Here is a 20,227-nt window from a genome sequence, read left to right on the forward strand (position 1 = left end):
TCCCCGGCGCCCCCGACAACGAGTACGGGGGCACCGGGAGCCGGCGCCGAGGGAGCGCTAGGCCTTCGCGCTGTGCTGCTTGCCGAAGCGGGCCTCGAAGCGGGCCACGCGGCCACCGGTGTCGAGGATCTTCTGCTTGCCGGTGTAGAACGGGTGGCACTGCGAGCAGACCTCGGCGCGGATCTCGCCACTGGTCTCGGTCGAGCGGGTCGTGAACTCGGCGCCGCAGGTGCAGGTCACGCGGGTGACCACGTACTCGGGGTGAACGTTGGGCTTCAAGGCTTCTCCTAGGTTTCGGGAGGGCACCGGGTCGGCGGCTGAAGTGCCGCACGTGAACCGGGACCGACGGACCAGTCTGCCAGGACCGGCCGCATCTTCCCAAACCGGGTCCGGTTCCGGGATATTCCGGACAGCCTCCCGGGCCGCGGGATCCGTACCCTCCGGCCGCCCTCAGCGCCGCGCGACGGGCGTCGAGGAGGCCTTCGGAGAGGCCGTCGGAGAGGCCGTGGGGTCCGCCTGGGCGGGGTTCTGAGGCTGGTCCGAGACGATCTCCCGGGGGACCGCCCGGTCGCCCTTGAGCGCCGCCCAGAGCTGGTCGGCCTGCGGCTGCCGCTCGACCACCCGGTTGGGGTCGCTGGGGGCCGTCACCACCGGCAGGGTGACCATGGTCAGCTGGTCCGGCCCGATCCCCTTGAGCTCCTGGCCCAGCCCCACCAGGGAGTTCACCGAGCCGAGCGCGGAGTCGGTGGTGACGCTCCTGGTCATGGTGTCGCCGATCGACCACAGCTTGACCGGGTTGGAGAACAGCCCGATCCCGCCGGCCTGCTTCAGCAGCGACCTGACCATCTGCTTCTGCAACTCGATCCGGCCGAGGTCGCTGCCGTCGCCGACGCCGTGCCGGGTGCGGACGAAGGCCAGCGACTGCTGACCGTCGAGGTGGTGCTCCCCGGCCGGCAGGTCGAGCCCGCTGTCCTTGTCGTGGATGGGCACCGTGGTGGTCACGGTGGCCCCGCCCAGCGCGTCCACCACCCTGGCGAAGCCCTCGAAGTCGACCTGGAGGTAGTGGTCCATCCGCAGCCCGGTGAGCTGCTCGGTGGTCTTGACCGCGCAGGTGGCGCCGCCGACCTCGAAGGCGCTGTTGTACATCGCGCGCTTGGCCCCGAGCACCGGCTTGCCGCTCGGGTCGGTGCAGTCCGGTCGGTTGACCAGGGTGTCGCGCGGGATCGAGACGACGGTGGCGTTCGTGTGGTCCTGGCTGATGTGCACCACCATCGCCGTGTCGGAGCGGGCGCTGTCGCCGGTGTCCCCGCCGGCCAGGTTCCCGTTCGCACCGGCCCGCGAGTCGGAGCCCAGCACCAGGATGTTGAAGGAGCCGTTGGTGGCCGCCGGGGGCCGGGCGTCGCCGAGGCGGGCGTTGATGTCGACGCTCTTGATGTTCCCGTTGAGCTTCACGTACGCGTACCCGGCCGCCCCGCCGCCGAGGACGACGAGCGCGGCGGACGCGCAGGCGACCGTCCGCACGACCTTGCGGCGGCGGCTTGGGACCCTCTTGTGCTCGGCCATACGGTCCAGAGTAAATCGGACAAGGCGGCCGAATGGTCCCAATCTGTCCCGACTCTGGAACAAAGCGTCCGCGAACGCGCGAAACCCCGGACCGCTCGCGCGATCCGGGGTTCCGTGCATCGACAGCCGTGCGGCTACGGTCAGTCGCCGGAGCCGGGGGTGGTCTTGGCGATCTGCATCAGGAACTCGGCGTTGCTCTTGGTCTGCTTCATCTTGTCCAGGAGCAGCTCGATCGCCTGCTGCGAGTCGAGCGCGTGCAGCACCCGGCGCAGCTTCCAGACGATGGCCAGCTCCTCGCTGCCGAGCAGGATCTCCTCCTTGCGGGTGCTGGAGGCGTCCACGTCGACGGCCGGGAAGATGCGCTTGTCCGAGAGCTTCCGGTCGAGCTTGAGCTCCATGTTGCCGGTGCCCTTGAACTCCTCGAAGATCACCTCGTCCATGCGCGAGCCGGTCTCGACCAGCGCGGTGGCCAGGATGGTCAGCGAGCCGCCGTTCTCGATGTTGCGCGCGGCGCCGAAGAACTTCTTCGGCGGGTACAGCGCGGTCGAGTCGACACCACCGGACAGGATGCGGCCGGAGGCCGGCGCCGCCAGGTTGTAGGCGCGGCCCAGGCGGGTGATCGAGTCCAGCAGGATGACCACGTCGTGGCCCAGCTCCACCAGGCGCTTGGCCCGCTCGATGGCCAGCTCGGCGACGGTGGTGTGGTCCTCGGCCGGGCGGTCGAAGGTCGAGGAGATGACCTCGCCCTTCACCGACCGCTGCATGTCGGTGACCTCCTCCGGACGCTCGTCGACCAGGACGACCATCAGGTGGCACTCGGGGTTGTTGTGGGTGATCGCGTTGGCGACCGCCTGCAGCACCATGGTCTTGCCGGTCTTCGGCGGCGCGACGATCAGACCGCGCTGGCCCTTGCCGATCGGCGACACCAGGTCGATGATCCGGGTGGTCAGCACGCCCGGGTCGGTCTCCAGGCGCAGCCGCTCCTGCGGGTAGAGCGGGGTGAGCTTGTTGAACTCGGGGCGGCCGCGGCCACCCTCCGGGTCCATGCCGTTGACGGAGTCCAGCCGCACCATGGCGTTGAACTTCTCGCGGCGCTCGCCCTCGCGCGGCTGGCGCACCGCACCGGTGATGGCGTCACCCTTGCGCAGGCCGTTCTTGCGGACCTGGGCGAGCGAGACGTAGACGTCGTTCTGGCCCGGCAGGTAGCCGGAGGTCCGGACGAACGCGTAGTTGTCGAGGATGTCGAGGATGCCCGCGACCGGGATCAGGACGTCGTCCTCGCCGATCTGCGGCTCGACGGTGCCGGCCTCGAAGCCCTCGCGGCCGCGACGGCCGCGACGGTCGCGGTAGCGGCCGCGACGGCCCCGGCGGCCATCGCCGAACTCGTCGTCCTCGTAACCGCCCTGCTGGGCCTGCGGCTGCTGCTGGACCTGCTGGGCCCCGCCCTGGCGGCCCTGCTGGCCCTCGCCCTGGCCCTGCTGCTGGCCGCCGCCCTGCTGGGTCTGGCGGTCGGCGCGGTCACGGCGGTTGCGGCGGTCGCGGCGGGACTCGCGGCCCTCGCCGTCCTGGGCCTCGCCGCCGTCCTGGCGCTCGGTGCGCTCCGTACGGTCGGTGCGCTCGCCGCCCTCGCGGCGCTCACGGCGCTCGCGGCGGTCGCGACGGGTCTCGCGGCCCTCCTCGCGGCCCTCGAAGCCACGGGTCTCGGCCGGACGCTCGGCCTGCTTCGGCTCGGCCACCACGACGGCGGCCTCGGCGACGGTCTCGGCCGCCGTGGCGGTCGGGGCGCCGGCGGCCGAGGTGGCGCGACGGCGGGTGCGCTCGGTGCGGGCCGGCGCGGCGGTCTCGGCAGCGGCCTGGACCGGGATCTCGATCTGGGCCTGCGACTCGGCGGCCGGGGCAGCGGCGGCGGCAGCCGCGGCGGCAGCGGCCTTGGTGCGGCGGGCCGGCTTCTCGGCCGGGGCCTCGGCGTCCGCCTTGGCGGCGGTGCGCTTGGCGGCCGGGGCGCCACCGGCGGCGAGCAGCGGGTCCCCGCCGCTCTTCTCCTTGATGGTCTCGATCAGCTGGCTCTTGCGCATGCGCCCGGTACCGGTGATGCCCAGGTCCGCGGCGAGCTTCTGCAGCTCGGCGAGGACCATGCCGTCCAGGCCCGCGGCGGCACTGCGGCGGCGGCGGGCCGGAGCAGCGGGGGCGGCGGCGTCCGACGCCTCTGCGTCCGGGCGCGCGCCCATCAGATCGGTGGAGTCGCTCACTAAGGGTCCTTCCCTGGAGCGGACGTCGGCCTGTCTGGCTCGGCGACCGGTTGTGCTGTCCTGACCAACGCTCGACTGCGTCGGTCCGAGGCGGTGATCCCTCGAATGGCGGGAGCCCGTCGAGGGAGAGCTGCGAGGTGCGGTGCATGAAGCACGGTGGTGCTGAGGTGGCGCGTGGGCCGGTCGTGTGTCGACCTCCCCTGAGGGCGTTGCCCCCACGCTGCCTGCGAATCCCGGGCCCCCGTCGCGTGACGGTGGCCCGCGCTCCGCCCGTCCTGGCCTCTAGGTGGGAGGCTGCGGGTGGGAGTCAGGTGCCGTCACGGCTTCGGGATGCGGCCGCATGTCGCGCAGGCAGGCTGCGTACGCGCTGCGGTGGGCTCCCGGAGAATCGTCGCCCCGGACATCGCCACGACTCCACGGAAGTGGAGGCTGGGATCGGGACGCGGCGCACCGAGCCCCGGAGGGCACATGGTGCAGCAATGAGGTTAACACTACCGACCCCCTCAGACATTCCCCGACCTTGGGCTTGCCAATCGTGTCCGGGCGGCCCGGCTCCGCGCCGGGCTGAACCGGCTGCTCAGACGTCCAGCGGGAGCACGGTGGCCCCGGTGCGGTCGATGCCGAGCCGGTGCGCGGCGAACGCCGGGTCCCCGCCGTGGCCGTGGTGGCCGGCGAAGGAGAGCACCTTGTCGACGCCCGCCTCGTCGGTGAGCGCCAGCACGGTCGGGCCGGCCCCGGAGACGACCGCGGGGACGCCCTCCGCGCGCAGCGCGCCGACCAGCGCGGCGCTGTCCGGCATGGCGGAGGCGCGGTAGTCCTGGTGCAGCCGGTCCTCGGTGGCCGCGAACAGCAGCTCGGGACGCCTGGTCAGCGCCTCGACCAGCAGCGCGGAACGGCCCGCGTTGACGGCGGCGTCGGCCAGCGGGACGGTCTTCGGCAGCAGGCCGCGGGCGGTCTCGGTGAGCACCTCGCCGGCCGGTACGAACACCACCGGGACGACCTGCTCGGAGGGTTCGAGTGCGACCGCCCTGGCCGACTCCTCGTCGGTCCAGGCGATGGTGAAGTTGCCGCGCAGGCAGGCCGCGACGTTGTCGGGGTGGCCCTCCAACTCGGAGGCGAGGGCCAGCAGCGCGTCGTCGTCCAGCGCCGACGGGCCGCCGATGGTGACGGCGCGGGCGGCCACGATGCCGGCACAGATCGCCGCCGAGGAGGAGCCCAGGCCACGGCCGTGCGGTATCCGGTTGGCGCAGACCACTTCGAGGCCGCGCGGCTGCCCGCCCAGCCGGTCGAAGGCGGCCCGCATCGAACGGACCAGCAGGTGGCGCTCGTCCCGGGGCAGCGTCTCGGCGCCCTCGCCGGCGATGTCGACGGAGAGGCCGGAGTCGGAGACCCGGACGACCACGTCGTCGTACAGACCCAGCGCGAGCCCGAAGGCGTCGAAGCCCGGACCGAGGTTGGCGCTGGTCGCGGGAACCCGGACCCGGACGGCGGCGGCACGGAACGCAGGACCGGCCATGCGGTGGACTCTCCTGGGGAAATCGGGCGGCGCGGAGCGCGTCGTCGGTGCGAGGGTGGGAAAGGGCCGCAGGCCCCTCGGGGCGGGCGGTCACAGTCGTCGGCGCGGCCCGTACCAGGACGGGCCCGGGGCATGTGCCACACGGCCGAGGCCAGAGTATCGAAGAGAGGTTCCCCAGTGGTACACCCCGTGGGCCTTCGATCTGGTGTGTTGCGGCTTCTGGCCGGAATGCACACCCCTCCCCGTCAAAGAGCGGGGCGGAATCAGATCGGAATGCGATGCGGAATCGACACGGAAGTGTCAGTGGAGAACTTCGACGGGCCGACCCCCGAAAGGGCCGGCCCGTCGACGCGTCAGACCCCGTTGCTAGTCGAGCAGACCGAGGCGCTGGGCCGCCGCCTCCGGGTCGACCGGGACGATCTGCGGCTGGCCGGCGCCGGCCACCGCCCAGTCCGGGTCCTTGAGGCCGTTGCCGGTCACGGTGCAGACGATCCGCTGGCCCGGGTCGACCAGGCCGGCCTCCGCCTTGGCCAGCAGACCGGCCACCGAGGCGGCCGAGGCGGGCTCCACGAAGACGCCCTCCTGCGCGGCCAACAGCCGGTACGCGGAGAGGATCTGACGGTCCGTCACCTTGTCGATGAGGCCGCCTGACTCGTCCCGCGCGGCGAGCGCGAAGTCCCAGGAGGCCGGGTTGCCGATCCGGATCGCGGTGGCGATGGTCTGCGGCTTCAGCACCGGCGCGCCGTCCACGATCGGGGCCGAGCCGGAGGCCTGGAAGCCCCACATCCGCGGGGTGCGCGCGGCCAGGCCGTCGGCGGCGTACTCGCGGTAGCCCTTCCAGTAGGCGGTGATGTTGCCCGCGTTGCCGACCGGCAGGACGTGGATGTCCGGAGCGTCGCCGAGCATGTCGACGATCTCGAAGGCCGCCGTCTTCTGGCCCTCGATCCGCACCGGGTTCACCGAGTTGACCAGCGCCACCGGGTACTTCTCGGACAGTTCACGCGCAAGGGTGAGGCAGTCGTCGAAGTTCCCGTCGACCTGCAGGATCCTCGCCCCGTGCACCAGCGCCTGGCCCATCTTGCCCAGGGCGATCTTGCCCTGCGGGACGAGCACCGCGGAGACCATCCCGGCCCGCACCGCGTACGCGGCGGCGGAGGCCGAGGTGTTGCCGGTGGACGCGCAGATGACGGCCTGCGCGCCCTCCTCCTTGGCCTTGGAGATGGCCATCGTCATACCGCGGTCCTTGAAGGAGCCGGTCGGGTTGGCACCCTCGACCTTGAGGTAGACCTCGCAGCCGGTGCGCTCGGAGAGCACCTGGGCGGGGACCAGGGGCGTACCGCCCTCCAGCAGGGTGACCACCGGGGTGGCCTCGGTGACCGGCAGGCGGTCCCGGTATTCCTCGATCAGGCCGCGCCACTGGTGGGTGTGCGCGCCTCGGACGACGTTCTCGGCAACGGCGTTCATGGCTGGTTCCTTATTCCCCTTCGACCCGCATGATGCTGGCCACGTCCCGCACGCTGTCCAGCGCGCGGAGCTTGTCGACCGTCGCCGACAGCGCGGCGTCGGTGGCGCGGTGGGTGACCACGACGAGCGAGGCGTCGCCGTCGCGGCCCTGCTGGCGCACGGTGTCGATGGACACGCCGTGCTCGGCGAAGACGGACGCGACCTGGGCGAGCACGCCCGCGCGGTCGTCCACGTCCAGGCTGACGTGGTAGCGGGTGACCACCTCGTCCATCGGCTTGGCGGGCAGCTGCGTGTACACGGAGGCCCCGGGGCCGGTGGCCCCGGCGAGCTTGTTGCGACAGACCGCGACGAGGTCGCCGAGCACCGCGGAGGCAGTCGGCGAACCGCCCGCGCCCGGGCCGTAGAACATCAGCCGGCCGGCCGCCTCGGCCTCGACGAACACCGCGTTGTACGCCTCGCGGACGGAGGCCAGCGGGTGCGAGAGCGGGATCATCGCCGGGTGGACCCGCGCGGTGACGGAGGCGCCGTCAGCGGCCCGCTCGCAGATCGCGAGCAGCTTGACCACGCAGCCCATCTCCTTGGCGGAGGCGATGTCGGCGGCCGTCACCTCGGTGATGCCCTCGCGGTAGACGTCCGCCGCGGTGACCTCGGTGTGGAAGGCGATCCCGGCCAGGATCGCTGCCTTGGCGGCGGCGTCGAAGCCCTCGACGTCCGCCGTCGGGTCCGCCTCGGCGTAGCCGAGCGCGGTGGCCTCCTCCAGCGCCTCCGAGTAGCCGGCGCCAGTGGTGTCCATCTTGTCGAGGATGAAGTTGGTGGTGCCGTTGACGATGCCCAGCACCCGGTTGACCTTGTCCCCCGCGAGGGACTCGCGCAGCGGTCGCAGCAGCGGGATCGCGCCCGCCACCGCGGCCTCGTAGTACAGGTCCACCCCGGCCTCGGCGGCCGCGGCGTGCAGCTCGGTGCCGTCCTTGGCGAGCAGCGCCTTGTTGGCGCTGACCACCGAGGCGCCCTGCTTGAAGGCGGACAGGATCAGCGATTTGGAGGGCTCGATGCCGCCCACGACCTCGACCACCACGTCGATGTCGCCCCGGTTGACCAGGGCCTCGGCGTCGGTGGTGATCAGGTGCTCGGGCACGCCGGGGCGCACCCGGCCGGCCCGGCGGACCGCGATCCCGGCGAGCTCGACCGGGGCACCGATGCGAGCGGCGAGGTCGTCGGCCGTCGTCGTCATGATGCGCGCCACCTCGGAGCCCACCACACCACAGCCCAGCAACGCCACCTTCAGCGGGCGCGTACGCATCATCCGACTCCGCTCTGCATTCATCGTGCTTCGGTATTTCCGGCGGGTTTTCTCCGGTCCGCCGGAAACTTCGGTCCGTACCAGTCTCCGGGACTTTCCGTACGGATCTACGGTCGTTCCATGATCTGAGACAAGGATTTCGTCATCCGATATCCAGACGCAGGAGATCCTCCTCCGTCTCGCGCCGGACGATCACCCGCGCCGCGCCGTCCTTGACGGCGAGCACGGGGGGCTTGAGGGCGTGGTTGTAATTGCTCGCCATCGAACGGCAGTAGGCGCCGGTGGCGGGCACCGCGATCAGGTCGCCCGGGGCCAGGTCGGCCGGCAGGAAGGCGTCCCGGACGACGATGTCGCCGGACTCGCAGTGCTTGCCGACCACCCGCACCAGCATCGGCTCGGCCTCGCTGGTGCGCGACACCAGGGCCACCGAGTACTCGGCGTCGTACAGCGCGGTGCGGATGTTGTCGGACATCCCGCCGTCCACGCTGACGTAGGTGCGCAGGCCCTCCAGCGGCTTGACGGTGCCGACCTCGTACAGGGTGAACGCGGTCGGGCCGACGATCGCCCGGCCCGGCTCCACGCTCAGCCGGGGGGTGTCCAGGCCGGCCGCGGCGCACTCGCGGCGGACGATGTCGGCCAGCGCGGCGGCGATCTCGGCCGGCTCGCGCGGGGCGTCCTCGCTGGTGTAGGCGATGCCGAGGCCGCCGCCGAGGTCGATCTCCGGCAGCTCGACGCCGTGCTCGTCACGGACCTCGGCCAGCAGGCCGACCACCCGGCGGGCGGCCACCTCGAAGCCGGCCATGTCGAAGATCTGCGAACCGATGTGCGAGTGGATGCCGCGCAGCTCCAGGCTCCCGTGGCCGAGCACCCGGCGCACCGCCTCGGCGGCCGCTCCCCCGGTCAGGGAGAGCCCGAACTTCTGGTCCTCGTGCGCCGTGGCGATGAACTCGTGGGTGTGCGCCTCGACGCCGACGGTGATCCGGATCAGCACCTGCTGGCGCACGCCCTGGCGGGCGGCGATCGCGGCGAGGCGCTCGATCTCCTCGTAGGAGTCGACCACGATGTGCCCGACGCCGGTCTTCACCGCGTGTTCGAGCTCGTCCACCGACTTGTTGTTGCCGTGCAGCGCGATCCGCCGCGGCGGCATCCCGGCGGCCAGCGCCACCGCCAGCTCGCCGGCGCTGCACACGTCGAGGTTGAGGCCCTCCTCGTGCAGCCAGCGCACGACCGCCTTGGAGAGGAACGCCTTCCCGGCGTAGTAGACGTCCGCCTCGGCGCCGAAGGCGTCCCGCCAGGCGCGGGCCCGGCTGCGGAAGTCCTCCTCGTCCAGCACGTAGGCCGGGGTGCCGAACTCGGCGGCCAGCCGCTTGACGTCGATCCCGCCGACGGTGGCCACGCCCTCGGCGTCGCGGACGACGGTGCGCGACCAGACCTTGGGGTCGAGCGCGTTCAGGTCGGCCGGCGGGGCCTGGTAGTGGCCCTCGGGCAGCACATCGCCGTGCCGGGGACCAGCGGGGTGTGCGGAGCGACTCATCTTCTAGCAAGCCCTTCGAGACCTATGGCGAGGGGCGGCGACGGTCCTCGTTGACCGTCAGCCGCCCCCTGCTGTGCGCTTGGGGGTGGTGCCTACATCCGCTCGGGCGCCGAGACGCCCAGGAGCGTCAGGCCGTTGGCCATGACCGTGCGCGTCGCCTCGACCAGCCAGAGCCGGGCGCGGTGCGTGTCGGTCATCTCCTCGTCGCCCTTGGGCAGGAACATGCAGTTCTCGTACAGGCGGTGGTACGTGCCCGCGAGGTCCTCCAGGTAGCGCGCGACCCGGTGCGGCTCGCGCAGCTCGCCGGCGGTGGCGAGGACGCGCGGGAACTCGCCGAGGGCGCCGAGGATGTCGTTCTCCCACGTGGTGGCGAGCAGCTCGGGCTTGAACTGCTCGGCCGTGCCCTTGTCCACGCCCAGCTCGGCGGCCTTGCGGGCGACGCCGCACATCCGGGTGTGCGCGTACTGGACGTAGTAGACCGGGTTCTCGTTGGTCTGGCTGGTCAGGACGTTGATGTCCAGCGTGATCGTCGAGTCGGTGGAGGAGCGCGCCAGGGTGTAGCGGGCGGCGTCCACGCCGATCCACTCGACCACGTCGTCGATCGTGATGATGTTGCCGGCCCGCTTGGACATGCGGACCTCTTCGCCGTCGCGAAGCATCTTCACGAACTGGCCGATCTTCACCTCGATGTTGTGGTTCATGTCGTCGCCCGCGCAGGCCGCGATGGCCTTGAGGCGGTTGACGTAACCGTGGTGGTCGGCGCCCAGCATGTAGAGCGCGACCTCGGTGCCGCGGTCGCGCTTGGACAGGTAGTAGGCGGCGTCGGCGGCGAAGTAGGTGGTGTCGCCGTCGGCCTTGATCAGGACGCGGTCCTTGTCGTCGCCGAAGTCGGTGGTGCGCAGGAAGACCGCGCCATCCTGCTCGAACACGTGGCCCTGCTCGCGCAGCCGGGTGGTGGCCTGCTCGACGGCGCCGGAGTCGTGCAGCGACTTCTCGGAGAACCAGACGTCGAAGTGGGTGCCGAACTCGTCCATCGAGCGCTGGATCTCGGCCACCATGAGCTTGAGGCCCTCGGTGCGGAACACCTGGAGCTGCTCGTCCTCGGAGCGGTCGAGCAGACCGGGGACGACGTCGGTGATCGCCTTGGCGATGTCGACGATGTACTCGCCGACGTAGCCGCCCTCAGGCACCTCGCGGCCGTTCGCGGCGGCCTGGAGCGAGGCGGCGAACTTGGTGATCTGCACACCGGCGTCGTTGAGGTAGTACTCGGTGGTGACGTCGGCGCCGGAGGCGCGCAGCACCCGGGCCAGCGAGTCGCCGACGGCGGCCCAGCGGACGCCGCCGATGTGGATCGGGCCGGTCGGGTTGGCGGAGACGAACTCCAGGTTGATCTTCAGGCCCTGGAGGGCCTCGTTGCGGCCGTAGGCCTCGCCCGCCTCGACGATGGTGCGGGCCAGCGCGCCGGCGGTGGCGGTGTCCAGGGTGATGTTCAGGAAGCCCGGACCGGCGATGTCGACCTTGGCGACGCCGGTGATCCCTCGCAGGCGCTCGGCCAGAACCTCGGCAACGGCTCGCGGCGGCTTGCCGGCCGCCTTGGCGAGCTGGAGGGCCACGTTCGTCGCGTAGTCGCCGTGGTCCCGGTTCTTGGGCCGGTCGACCGCCACGTGCTCGGGCACGGTGACGGCCAGCTCGCCCGCCTCGACGGCGGAGCTCACTGCGGCCTGGACTGCCTGGGAAAGGTCTGCGGGGGTCACGACGCCAAGCGTAGGCGAGAGGAGGTGCCCGCCCGCCACTCGGTTTGCCGGTTGAGACGTCCGGAGGGGCCGCCACGCCGTCCGCCCGGGGGTGTCAGCCCCTGTCCGTACGGCGTGTTCGCTCAGGGCGAAATCCTTCGGGCCCCGCGTCCGGGCGCCCCCCGGGGTTCATCAGCCGACGGACCAGGGCCACCAGATCGGCCGGGTCGAACGGCTTGCCGAGGTAGCCGTCCACGCCGACCGTCTCCCCCAGGTCCAGGTCCGCCGGGGTGCAGGCGCTCACGATCGCGATCGGCAGCCGGCTGGTGTCCGGGGTCGCGCGCAGCCGGGCCGCCGTCCGCAGGCCGTCCAGCCTCGGCATCATCACGTCCAGCGTCACCACGTCGGGCTTCACCCGGCGGATGACCTCCAGGCACTCGGCGCCGTCGGCGGCGGTCACCACCTCGAAGCCCTCCAGCTCAAGGTTGACCCTGATCAGCTGACGGATCACCTCGCTGTCGTCCACTACGAGGACCCGCCCGGACACTCCCGACACCTCACCGAGGGTATCGGCGGCCCCGCCGCCCCGTCCGGCCTTTGGACACTTCCACTCCCCCGGCCCGCCGGACCGCCCCGGCGGCCTTCCGGAAACCCGTGCACGGCCCGCCCCCGAAGCCTGGTAGTGTTCATCACGTCGGAACGCGCAAGTGACCGGCAGGCCAACAGGCCCCCGTAGCTCAGGGGATAGAGCACCGCCCTCCGGAGGCGGGTGCGTAGGTTCGAATCCTACCGGGGGCACTTCGCGGTAAGTGCAAATGAGGCCCAGATCAGTGGAGTTGATCCACGGATCTGGGCCTTCGTCACGTTCCGGCTCCGGCCGGAGCCGGAGACCGGGCCCGGGTGGGGGGCCGGGCCCGGGGCTAGGAGGCGGAGGCCTCGACCTGGGCGTAGAGGTCCGCGATGGTGTGGTCGAAGTAGGCGCTGTACGAGGTGTCGTCGGTGTCGCCGCCCTGCTGGAAGCCGCCGATGGCGCCGACCACGTCGCCCGTGGCGGTGTTGATCCACGGGCCGCCGCTGGTGCCGGACGGGTAGGACGGGCACTGGATGACGCGCTGGTAGGCGCTCTCCTGGGTGGTGGTGTTGGTGCAGAGGCTGGGCGTCTCGGAGCCGGCCGGGTAGCCGTAGAGCTGGACGGTGGCGCCGAAGGACTCGTCGGTGCCCAGGTGGTTGCCGCCGACCACGTCCTCGACCTTGCGGCCGTTGCTGGGGGCGGTCTCCAGGATCGCGAAGTCCTCGTCCACGTCGCCCTTCTGGGACCAGCCGGTGGTGGTGTGCACGGCGGTCACCTGCCAGGTGCCGAACGGGGCGTTGCCGTCGCGGTAGCCGGGGGCGAAGGTGACGCCGTCGGCGCTGCCGAGGCAGTGCGCGGCGGTCAGCAGCAGGTTGCCGGTGGCGCTGTGCAGCACGCTGGCGGTGCAGAAGTGGTTGCCGGCCGCCACCGAGCCGCTGAACAGCGCGCCCACCGTGTCGCTCTCCCGGTCGCCGACGGGGGCGGCGGCGGTGGTGCCGAGCGAGACGGTGCGGGTGTCCGGGGTCGCCGCCGGGGACGGGGTCGAAGTCGGCGACGGAGTCGACGTCGGCAACGGGGTCGACGTCGGGGACGGGGTCGCGCCGGCCGTCGGGGTGCCGGTGGGGGCGGGCGCGACGGCGGGGACCGGGGCCGCCGTCGAGGTGCCGGTGGGGGCGGGCACGGCCGCGCTCTTGGCGCTGCGGGCCACCTTCCCGGCGGCCGTCGTGTCGGACAGGTTCAGCCCGTGCGTGCCGGTCACCGCGACGGCCACCACGACCGCGGACAGTGCGGTGAACAGCCACGGGGCCAGCAGCCGACGACGGCGCGACCTCTGGCGGCGGTGCTGACCCATGGCTGACTCCCCTGCCGTGGTCGGGACGGCTTATCGGTCACCGACTATGACGCCTTTGCCTGGAAAGGGTGTTACCGCAGGCTTGGAGCTCGATGAGAAATCCGTCACCTCGGCGGGAGGCCGTCCAGCTCGGCCGCCGTGACGAACGCGGTGTGTGTCCCGGCGGAGGTGCAGGCGAAGGCCCCGGCGGCCGAGCCTACCCGGGCGCAGTCCAGCGGCGGGCGACCCCGGAACCAGGCGTACAGGAAGCCGGAGACGAAGGCGTCCCCGGCGCCGTTGGTGTCCACGACCGGGCGGCCCGGGTCGACGGCGGGCAGGTGGCGCAGCACTCCGTCCTCGCGGGCGAGCAGGTAGCAGCCCTCGGCGCCCGCGGTGGCGGTGACCACGGAGGCCCGGCCCTCGGCGAGGATCGCGCGCATCACCTCCTCGTGCCGGCCCCGGCAGCCGGCCACCGAGAGGAACACCAGGTCGGAGCCGAGCGCGTAGTCGCGGTGGTGCGGGTCGGCGCCGTCCCAGTCGTGCAGGTCGGTGGAGGTGGTGCGGCCGAGCCGGCGCAGGTCGGCGTACATGTCGCGGTTGACGCCGGTGATGGAGAGGTGGACGTGCCGGCTGCGCTCGACGTACGGGAGGTAGAACTCGCGCGGCAGTCGCAGGTCGGCGGGGTGGCGGCCGTCGAAGAAGGAGAACCGGCGGCCGGAGCCGTCCACCAGGTTGACGCCGCGCGGGGTGCCGTACGGGCTCACCAGGTGCGCGAAGTGCACGCCGTGGCGGCGGTAGGCGGCACGCACCAGCTCACCTTGCGGGTCCTCGCCGAGGAAGTCCAGGAGGGCGGTGCGCAGGCCGAGGTGGTGGGTGCCGAGGGCGACGCCGTTGCCGGTGTGGCCGACGTAGTCGCGCACCGGCTCGACGAACCGCGAGTCGCCGGGCGGGATCTCCAGCCGCTCGACCCGCACGACGGTGTCCACTCCCACCCCGCCCACCACGAGCACGTCGAACTCCGGCAGCATGGCGCCTCCTTGATCCTGGACGGTGCCCAGGAGTCAAGCAGGCACGGGAGGTTGACTGCAAGACCTTGCTGCAAGTTTTCAGTCCGCCCGAACAGCCCCGCCGCGCCGGGACGTTCGGGCCGGACGGCCGGAGGGCTAGACAGCCGGACGGCCGGACGGCCGAGGCTGGAGCACCGGGCCCCGGGACTCACGACCGAGTCCCGGGGTCCCGCCTCCACTCCGCGCTCAGAGCGCCGACAGCTCCGCGACCAGGTCGTCCAGCCCCAGCGATCCCTGCGAGAGCGCCGCCATGTGCCAGGCCTTGAGGTCGAACTCCTCGCCGCGCGCCTCGTGCGCGGCCCGCGCCGCCGCCCGGCCACGCAGCCAGGCGCGCTCGCCGAGCTTGTAGCCGATCGCCTGGCCGGGCAGGCCCAGGTAGCGGACCAGCTCGCTGTCCAGGAAGTCCGCGGACAGGCCGCAGTACAGGCCGAAGAACTCCCGGGCGTGCTCCGGGCTCACCGGCTCGCCCGGCTTGTACGGGGAGTCCGCCGGGAAGTCCAGGCCGACGTGCATGCCAATGTCGACGATGACCCGCAGCGCCCGCATCATCTGGGCGTTGAGGTAGCCCAGCCGGTGGCCGGGGTCGGTGAGGTAGCCGAGCTCGTCCATCAGGCGCTCGGCGTACAGCGCCCAGCCCTCCAGGTTGGCGCTCACCCCGCCGAGGCTCACCTGGTAGGTGGAGAGCCGGTCGGCGACGTAGTTCCACTGCGCGATCTGCAGGTGGTGGCCCGGCACGCCCTCGTGGTACCAGGTCGAGACCAGGTCCCAGACCGGGAAGCGGTCCCGGCCCAGCAGCGGCAGCCAGGTCCGCCCGGGGCGGCTGAAGTCCAGCGAGGGCGCGGTGTAGTACGGCGCGGCCGCGCTGCCGGCCGGGGCGATCTTCGACTCGACCCGGGTGACCGGCTCGGCCAGGTCGAAGTGGGTGCCCTGGAGGTCACGGACCGCCTGGTCCATCAGGCCCTGCAGGTACTCCCGGGCGGCCTCGGCGCCCTCGATGGCCGGGCCGTCGTTCTCCAGCCACTTCATCGCCGTCAGCGGGTCGGCCTCCGGGAGGACCTTCCCGGCCTCGGCCTCCATCTGCGCGAGCAGGTCGTGGAACTCGCTCCAGGCCCAGGCGTACGCCTCGTCCAGGTCCAGGTCGGCGCCGGTCCAGTAGCGCACCCACCGGCCGTAGCGCTCCCGGCCGGTGGTGTCCGGGGTGTCGGCGGCGGCCGGACCGTACACGTCGCGCAGCCAGTCGCGCAGCGCGGCCAGCGCCTCGGCGGCGGCCACCGCGTGCGCGGACAGCTCGGCGCGCACGGCCTCCGGCGCGGCCTGGACGAACTCCCCGAACCAGCCGCCCGGCACCTCGCCGTCGAGCCACTCGCCGAACTGCCCGACCACCGTCTCCACCTGGCGCGGGCCGGACAGCAGGCCGCGCTCGACGCCCTCGGTCAGGGTCTGCCGGTACTGCTCCAGCGCCACCGGCACCCGGGCCAGCCGGCGGCCGATCAGCCGCCACTCGTCCTCGGTGCCGGTGGCCATCAGGGTGAAGGTCTCCCGCAGGTTGTGCACCGGGGAGCCCAGGTTGCGCACCGCGCGGAAGTTCTCCCCCGCGTCGTGCACGGCGAGTTCGGCGGTCAGCCGCTCGCGCAGCAGCCGGGCGCAGCGGCGCTCGGCCTCGTCCTCGGCGGCGCCGGCCGCCTCCGCCGCCTCCAGCCGCGCGAGGGTGCGGCGGGCGAGGTCGGCGATCGCCTCGGCGCCGGCCGGGGAGAAGTCGGGGAGCCGGTCGTCCTCGGCGTTGAGGCCGAGGTACACCGCGGTCAGCGGGTCGAGCTCGGCCAGGTCGCGGACGTAGTCGTCGGCAATGCGGCGGGGGGTGTCGCCGCCGGAGTTGATCAGTTCTTCCACCATTCGGACATCATCGCGTTGCCCGCGCCGATTGCAAGCCCCTGCCGCACTCCGTTGACCGGTTCCGGCGGAACGTCAGCCGGCGTCCGCCGCCCCCGGAGCACGGCAAACGCCCGTTCGGAGGGATCCGTGCGCGACAGGCCCCGATCCGCCCGACGCCCATTACGCTGACCAGCATGGAAGCCCGCCCCACCACGGCAACCGACCCGACCCCCACCCCCTCGACCCCCGAGCTCCGCCCGCGCCGCTCCGGCTACCGGCGGCTGCCCGTCGAACAGCGGCGCGAGCAGCTGATCGCCGTCGCCCTGGAGCTGTTCGCCTCCCGGCCGCCCGAGGAGGTGAGCCTGGACGACGTGGCCGAGGCCGCCGGGGCCTCCCGGCCGCTGGTCTACCGCTACTTCGCGGGCGGCAAGCAGCAGTTGTACGAGGCCGCGCTGCGCACCGCGGCCGAGGAGCTGACCAGCCGGTTCGCCGTCCCGCTGGCCGGGACGCCGTCCGAGCAGCTGGCGGCCGTACTGGACGGCTACTTCGCCTTCGTGGCCGAGCACGACGCCGGCTACTCGGCGCTGCTGCGCGGCGGTTCGGTGGTGGAGACGGCCCGGACCTCGGCGATCGTCGACGACGTCCGCCGGGCGGCGCTCAAGCGGACCCTGCGGCACCTGGGCGTGCGGGAGGCCGGGCCGCGGCTGACCCTGCTGGTGCGCTCCTGGATCGCGGTGGTCGAGGGCGCTTCGCTGAGCTGGCTGGACGAGGGGCGCGCGCTGCCGGTGGCGGAGCTCCGGGACTGGCTGGTGGACCAGTTCACGGCGATGGCGGCGGCGACGGCGCTGCACGATCCGCAGACGGCGCAGGTGCTGGCGGGTCTGCTGGCGCTGGAGGGCCCGCGGGCGGAGCGGGCCGAGCGGCTGCGCGCGGTGCTGGGCGGGCGGTAGCGGCCTTCCCGACCCCCGTGCCAAGGGTCGGGCGGGCCGGCTCATCAGGCCTTGCCGAGCACCTGGCGCTGGCGGCCGAGGCCGTCGATCTCGATCTCGACGACGTCGCCGGGGGCAAGGAACGGCGTGCCGGGGCGGCCCAGGGTGACTCCGGCCGGGGTCCCGGTGATGATCACGTCGCCGGGCTCCAGCACCATGAACCAGCTCGTGTAGCGGACGAGTTCGAGCACCGGGAAGATCATCTCCGCGGTGTCGCCGTCCTGCCGCTGCTCGCCGTTGACCCACAGCCGCAGCGCCAGGGCCTGCGGATCGGCCACCTCGTCGGCGGTGACCAGCCAGGGCCCGAGCGGGGTGAAGGTCTCCGCCGACTTGCCCTTGTCCCACTGGCCGCCGCGCTCGAACTGGAAGGCCCGCTCGGTCACGTCGTTGGCGATGGTGTAGCCCGCGATCACCTCCGCGGCCGCCTCGTGCCCGTCCAGGTAGCGGGCGGTGCGGCCGATCACGACGGCCAGTTCGGCCTCGTAGTCGGTCTTCTCGCCGCCGCGCGGCACCAGCACCTCGTCGTAGGGGCCGACCACGGTCGAGCTCGGCTTGAGGAAGATCACCGGCTCGGCCGGGATCGCCGCCCCGGCCTCGGCCGCGTGGTCGCGGTAGTTGAGCCCGATGCCGACCACCTTGCCCGGCCGGGCCACCGGCGCGCCCACCCGCTGCCCGGTCAGGTCCACCGTCGGCAGCACGCCGGCGGCCACGTCCCGGGCCAGTGCGGCGCTGTCCAGCCCGGACAGGAAGGCCCCGTCGAGGTCGCGGGCGCGCCCGGAGAGGTCGTACGCGGTACCGTCCTCGCCCAGGACGACCGGGCGCTCGGCACCCGGGGGTCCGACACGTAGGAGCTTCATCGATCCGTCACCAGCCTTTCGTCGCAGCTCACCGGGACGGCACGGACACCGCTCCCGGGTCTGGCAACGAGGTATATCAACGCACCGGGCGGCGGACCAGACCGTCCCGATGGGCGGATCCCCAGCAGATCCCGCGGTCGCGCGGGGGCCGCACGGGTGACCCGCACGGTTGACAGGCCCCCGGACCCGCTGCGCCGACGGCGAACTCCCGCACGCCCAGGGCGAACGCATGCTTGCCGGGGCGCCGATGGGCGCACTATCCGGGCATGGAGATCACCCCGGTACGCGACGAACTACACATGATCACACTGGACTTCGGCACCGTCTACCTGTGGCGGGACGCGCACGGACTGACCCTGGTCGACACCGGCACCGCCGGGTCGGCGGAGGGGATCGAGGAGGGCATCCGCAGGATCGGACTGGAGCCGGCCGCGCTGCGCCGGATCGTGCTCACCCACCACCACGAGGACCACACCGGCTCGGCCGCCGAGCTCGCCCTCCGCTGGTCCGCCGAGGTGGTGGCGCACCGGCTGGAGGCGCCGGTGATCCGGCGCGAGCAGCCGCCGGTCCCGCCCGTACTGAGCCCCTTCGAGCAGGAGCTGTGGGCGGGCCTGCCGCCGATCCCGCCCGCCGAGCCCTGCCCGGTGCACCGCGAGGTCGAGGACGGGGACGTGCTGGACATCGGCGGCGGCGCGGTGGTCGTGCACGTGCCCGGTCACACCGACGGCAGCATCGCGCTGCACCTGCCCGGGCCCGGGGTGCTGTTCACCGGGGACGTGGTGGCCAACGTCCAGGGGCGGACCATGCCGGGGGTGTTCAACACCGACCCCGCGCTGACCCTCGCCTCCTTCCACCGGTTGGCCGCGCTGCCGGTGGAGACGGTGGTGTTCGGGCACGGCGACCCGATCGCCGAGGGCGGCTCAGCCGCCCTGCGCGCCGCCGCCGAGCAGCACCCGCAGGCTTAGCGCCAGGCTCGGGCCGGGCCCGAGCCTGGCGGCCTCCCGCTGCCAGTGCGCGAGGTCGCGCCGGGCGTCGGCCCGGGCCTCCGGGACGGCACCGCCCTCCTGCGCCAGCGCGTCCAGCAGCCCGACGGCGGTGCCCCGGCGGCCGTCCCGCGCCAGCCAGAGGGCCAGATCGTGGCAGGTGCGCAGGGTGCGCGGGTCGGCCGGGCCGCAGATCCGGGCGAAGTCGGGGACGAGCCGCAGCAGTATCTCCACGGCCTCCCCGGCCTCGCCCTCGGCGCCGCGCTGCCAGGCCTGGTCGGCCCGCCGGCGCAGCTGCTCCGGACTGGGGTCGTCCGGCCGCAGCATGCCCGGCCGGATCCGGCGCAGCCGTTCGAGCACCTCGGCGGCGTCGGCCGGCCGGTCCTCGGGCCGCTTGGCGAGCAGCTGGGCGACCAGTTCGGCCAGCGCCGGGTCCTTGCCGCGCACCCGGGGCGGGGTCTCGTGCAGGTGCTTGGTCATGTACTCGTACGGCGAGTCGGCGCGGAACGGCCGCCGGCCGGTGCTGACCTCGTACAGCATCACGCCGAGCGCGTAGAGGTCGGCCCGGCCGTCCACGGTGCCGCCGGACCAGCACTCGGGCGCCAGGTACGGGACGGTGCCGACCACGTTGCCGGTGGAGGTGAGCCCGGTGGACTGGGAGAGCAGCCGGGCGATGCCGAAGTCCAGCACCTTGGCCCGGTCCCCGTGCTCGGCGACCATGACGTTCTCGGGCTTGATGTCGCGGTGGATGACGCCGTTGCGGTGCGCCGCGTCGAGCGCCTCGCAGACGTGTCCCATCCAGGTGAGGGCGCGCCCGTGGTCGGGCAGGCCGTCCTTGAGGACCGCGGACAGCGCCCGGCCGCGGACCAGCTCCATCACCAGGTAGTGGTTCTCCCCGTCGCCGTCGACGACCCGGCCGTAGTCGTGCACGGTCACGATGTGCGGGTTGGAGAGGCCGCCGGCCACCTTGGCCTCGCGGACGAACCGCCCGACGGCCTCCCGGTCGGCGGCGTGCTCGGCCAGCAGCAGCTTCACCGCGACCTGCCGGTCCAGCACGGTGTCGGTCGCCCGCCAGACCACGCCGAACCCGCCCCGGCCGAGCCACTCGTCCAGCCGGAAGCGACCGCCGAGCACGTCTCCCTTGTGCATGCCCTCCCCCAACTCGGCCGCGTCCGTCCCTCGTTCGCCGCCGGAGGGGT

At 72.9% G+C, this 20,227-nt stretch carries 16 protein-coding genes and 1 tRNA gene; 3 read left to right on the forward strand and 14 right to left on the reverse strand.

All coding sequences use genetic code 11. From position 1 onward, the window contains the following. Positions 1-57 precede the first annotated feature (57 nt). From rpmE to RZ50_RS03825, 9 genes are all read right to left on the reverse strand, one after another. Positions 58-279: a 50S ribosomal protein L31 gene (gene rpmE / locus RZ50_RS03785; RefSeq protein WP_030057539.1), complete on the reverse strand. Its 222-nt coding sequence runs from the start codon at positions 277-279 to the stop codon at positions 58-60. Positions 280-450: 171 nt separating this feature from the next. Continuing rightward, on the reverse strand, positions 451-1,563 hold the full coding sequence (locus RZ50_RS03790) for an LCP family protein (RefSeq protein ID WP_196947184.1): 1,113 nt from the start codon (positions 1,561-1,563) through the stop codon (positions 451-453). A gap of 140 nt (positions 1,564-1,703) precedes the next feature. Continuing rightward, positions 1,704-3,812 (reverse strand): transcription termination factor Rho, encoded by a 2,109-nt coding sequence (rho, locus tag RZ50_RS03795; RefSeq protein ID WP_217680219.1) that lies wholly within the window; start codon positions 3,810-3,812, stop codon positions 1,704-1,706. 577 nt (positions 3,813-4,389) lie between these two features. Beyond that, complete coding sequence (gene thrB, locus RZ50_RS03800) at positions 4,390-5,328, reverse strand: homoserine kinase (protein ID WP_196952510.1); 939 nt, start codon at positions 5,326-5,328, stop codon at positions 4,390-4,392. A gap of 366 nt (positions 5,329-5,694) precedes the next feature. Further along, positions 5,695-6,792, reverse strand: coding sequence for a threonine synthase (gene thrC / locus RZ50_RS03805; protein ID WP_196952509.1), 1,098 nt, complete (start codon positions 6,790-6,792; stop codon positions 5,695-5,697). Between the two features lie 10 nt (positions 6,793-6,802). Continuing rightward, on the reverse strand, positions 6,803-8,095 hold the full coding sequence (locus RZ50_RS03810; RefSeq protein ID WP_196952508.1) for a homoserine dehydrogenase: 1,293 nt from the start codon (positions 8,093-8,095) through the stop codon (positions 6,803-6,805). A 139-nt stretch (positions 8,096-8,234) separates the two neighbouring features. Continuing rightward, entirely contained in the window at positions 8,235-9,626 is a 1,392-nt protein-coding gene (gene lysA, locus RZ50_RS03815) for a diaminopimelate decarboxylase (protein ID WP_196952507.1), read from the reverse strand. Positions 9,627-9,718: 92 nt separating this feature from the next. After that, positions 9,719-11,380, reverse strand: coding sequence for an arginine--tRNA ligase (argS, locus tag RZ50_RS03820; RefSeq protein WP_196952506.1), 1,662 nt, complete (start codon positions 11,378-11,380; stop codon positions 9,719-9,721). A gap of 94 nt (positions 11,381-11,474) precedes the next feature. Next, complete coding sequence (locus tag RZ50_RS03825; protein WP_196952514.1) at positions 11,475-11,906, reverse strand: PleD family two-component system response regulator; 432 nt, start codon at positions 11,904-11,906, stop codon at positions 11,475-11,477. A gap of 179 nt (positions 11,907-12,085) precedes the next feature. Between RZ50_RS03825 and RZ50_RS03830 the strand changes: the two genes are divergently transcribed. Continuing rightward, a tRNA-Arg gene (locus RZ50_RS03830) sits at positions 12,086-12,157 on the forward strand. A gap of 122 nt (positions 12,158-12,279) precedes the next feature. On the opposite strand, the gene RZ50_RS03835 is transcribed toward RZ50_RS03830, so the two are convergent. The 3 genes from RZ50_RS03835 to RZ50_RS03845 all read right to left on the reverse strand — a co-directional run bounded on the left by RZ50_RS03835 (position 12,280) and on the right by RZ50_RS03845 (position 16,220). After that, on the reverse strand, positions 12,280-13,281 hold the full coding sequence (locus RZ50_RS03835; protein ID WP_196952505.1) for a serine protease: 1,002 nt from the start codon (positions 13,279-13,281) through the stop codon (positions 12,280-12,282). A gap of 104 nt (positions 13,282-13,385) precedes the next feature. Beyond that, a complete protein-coding gene (locus RZ50_RS03840; protein ID WP_196952504.1) occupies positions 13,386-14,288 on the reverse strand; it encodes a carbohydrate kinase family protein in 903 nt (300 codons plus the stop codon). A 225-nt stretch (positions 14,289-14,513) separates the two neighbouring features. Next, the gene (locus RZ50_RS03845; protein ID WP_196952503.1) at positions 14,514-16,220 is read right to left on the reverse strand and encodes a DUF885 domain-containing protein; all 1,707 of its coding nucleotides are present in this window, start codon (positions 16,218-16,220) and stop codon (positions 14,514-14,516) included. A gap of 173 nt (positions 16,221-16,393) precedes the next feature. Between RZ50_RS03845 and RZ50_RS03850 the strand changes: the two genes are divergently transcribed. Further along, positions 16,394-17,149 carry a TetR/AcrR family transcriptional regulator gene (locus RZ50_RS03850; RefSeq protein WP_196952502.1) on the forward strand — a complete coding sequence of 252 codons (756 nt, stop codon included), beginning with the start codon at positions 16,394-16,396 and terminating at the stop codon, positions 17,147-17,149. 44 nt (positions 17,150-17,193) lie between these two features. On the opposite strand, the gene RZ50_RS03855 is transcribed toward RZ50_RS03850, so the two are convergent. Beyond that, entirely contained in the window at positions 17,194-18,045 is an 852-nt protein-coding gene (locus tag RZ50_RS03855; protein ID WP_196952501.1) for a fumarylacetoacetate hydrolase family protein, read from the reverse strand. Positions 18,046-18,311: 266 nt separating this feature from the next. On the opposite strand from RZ50_RS03855, the gene RZ50_RS03860 reads away from it, so the two are divergent. Then, a complete protein-coding gene (locus tag RZ50_RS03860) occupies positions 18,312-19,010 on the forward strand; it encodes an MBL fold metallo-hydrolase (protein ID WP_196952500.1) in 699 nt (232 codons plus the stop codon). Here the strand turns inward: RZ50_RS03860 and RZ50_RS03865 are convergent. After that, complete coding sequence (locus tag RZ50_RS03865) at positions 18,966-20,177, reverse strand: serine/threonine-protein kinase (RefSeq protein ID WP_196952499.1); 1,212 nt, start codon at positions 20,175-20,177, stop codon at positions 18,966-18,968. The two genes, RZ50_RS03860 and RZ50_RS03865, sit on opposite strands and share 45 nt — an antisense overlap. Positions 20,178-20,227 lie beyond the last annotated feature (50 nt).

Origin of the sequence: Kitasatospora sp. SUK 42, assembly GCF_015776785.2 — a bacterium.
Taxonomy (GTDB): Bacteria; Actinomycetota; Actinomycetes; order Streptomycetales; family Streptomycetaceae; genus Kitasatospora.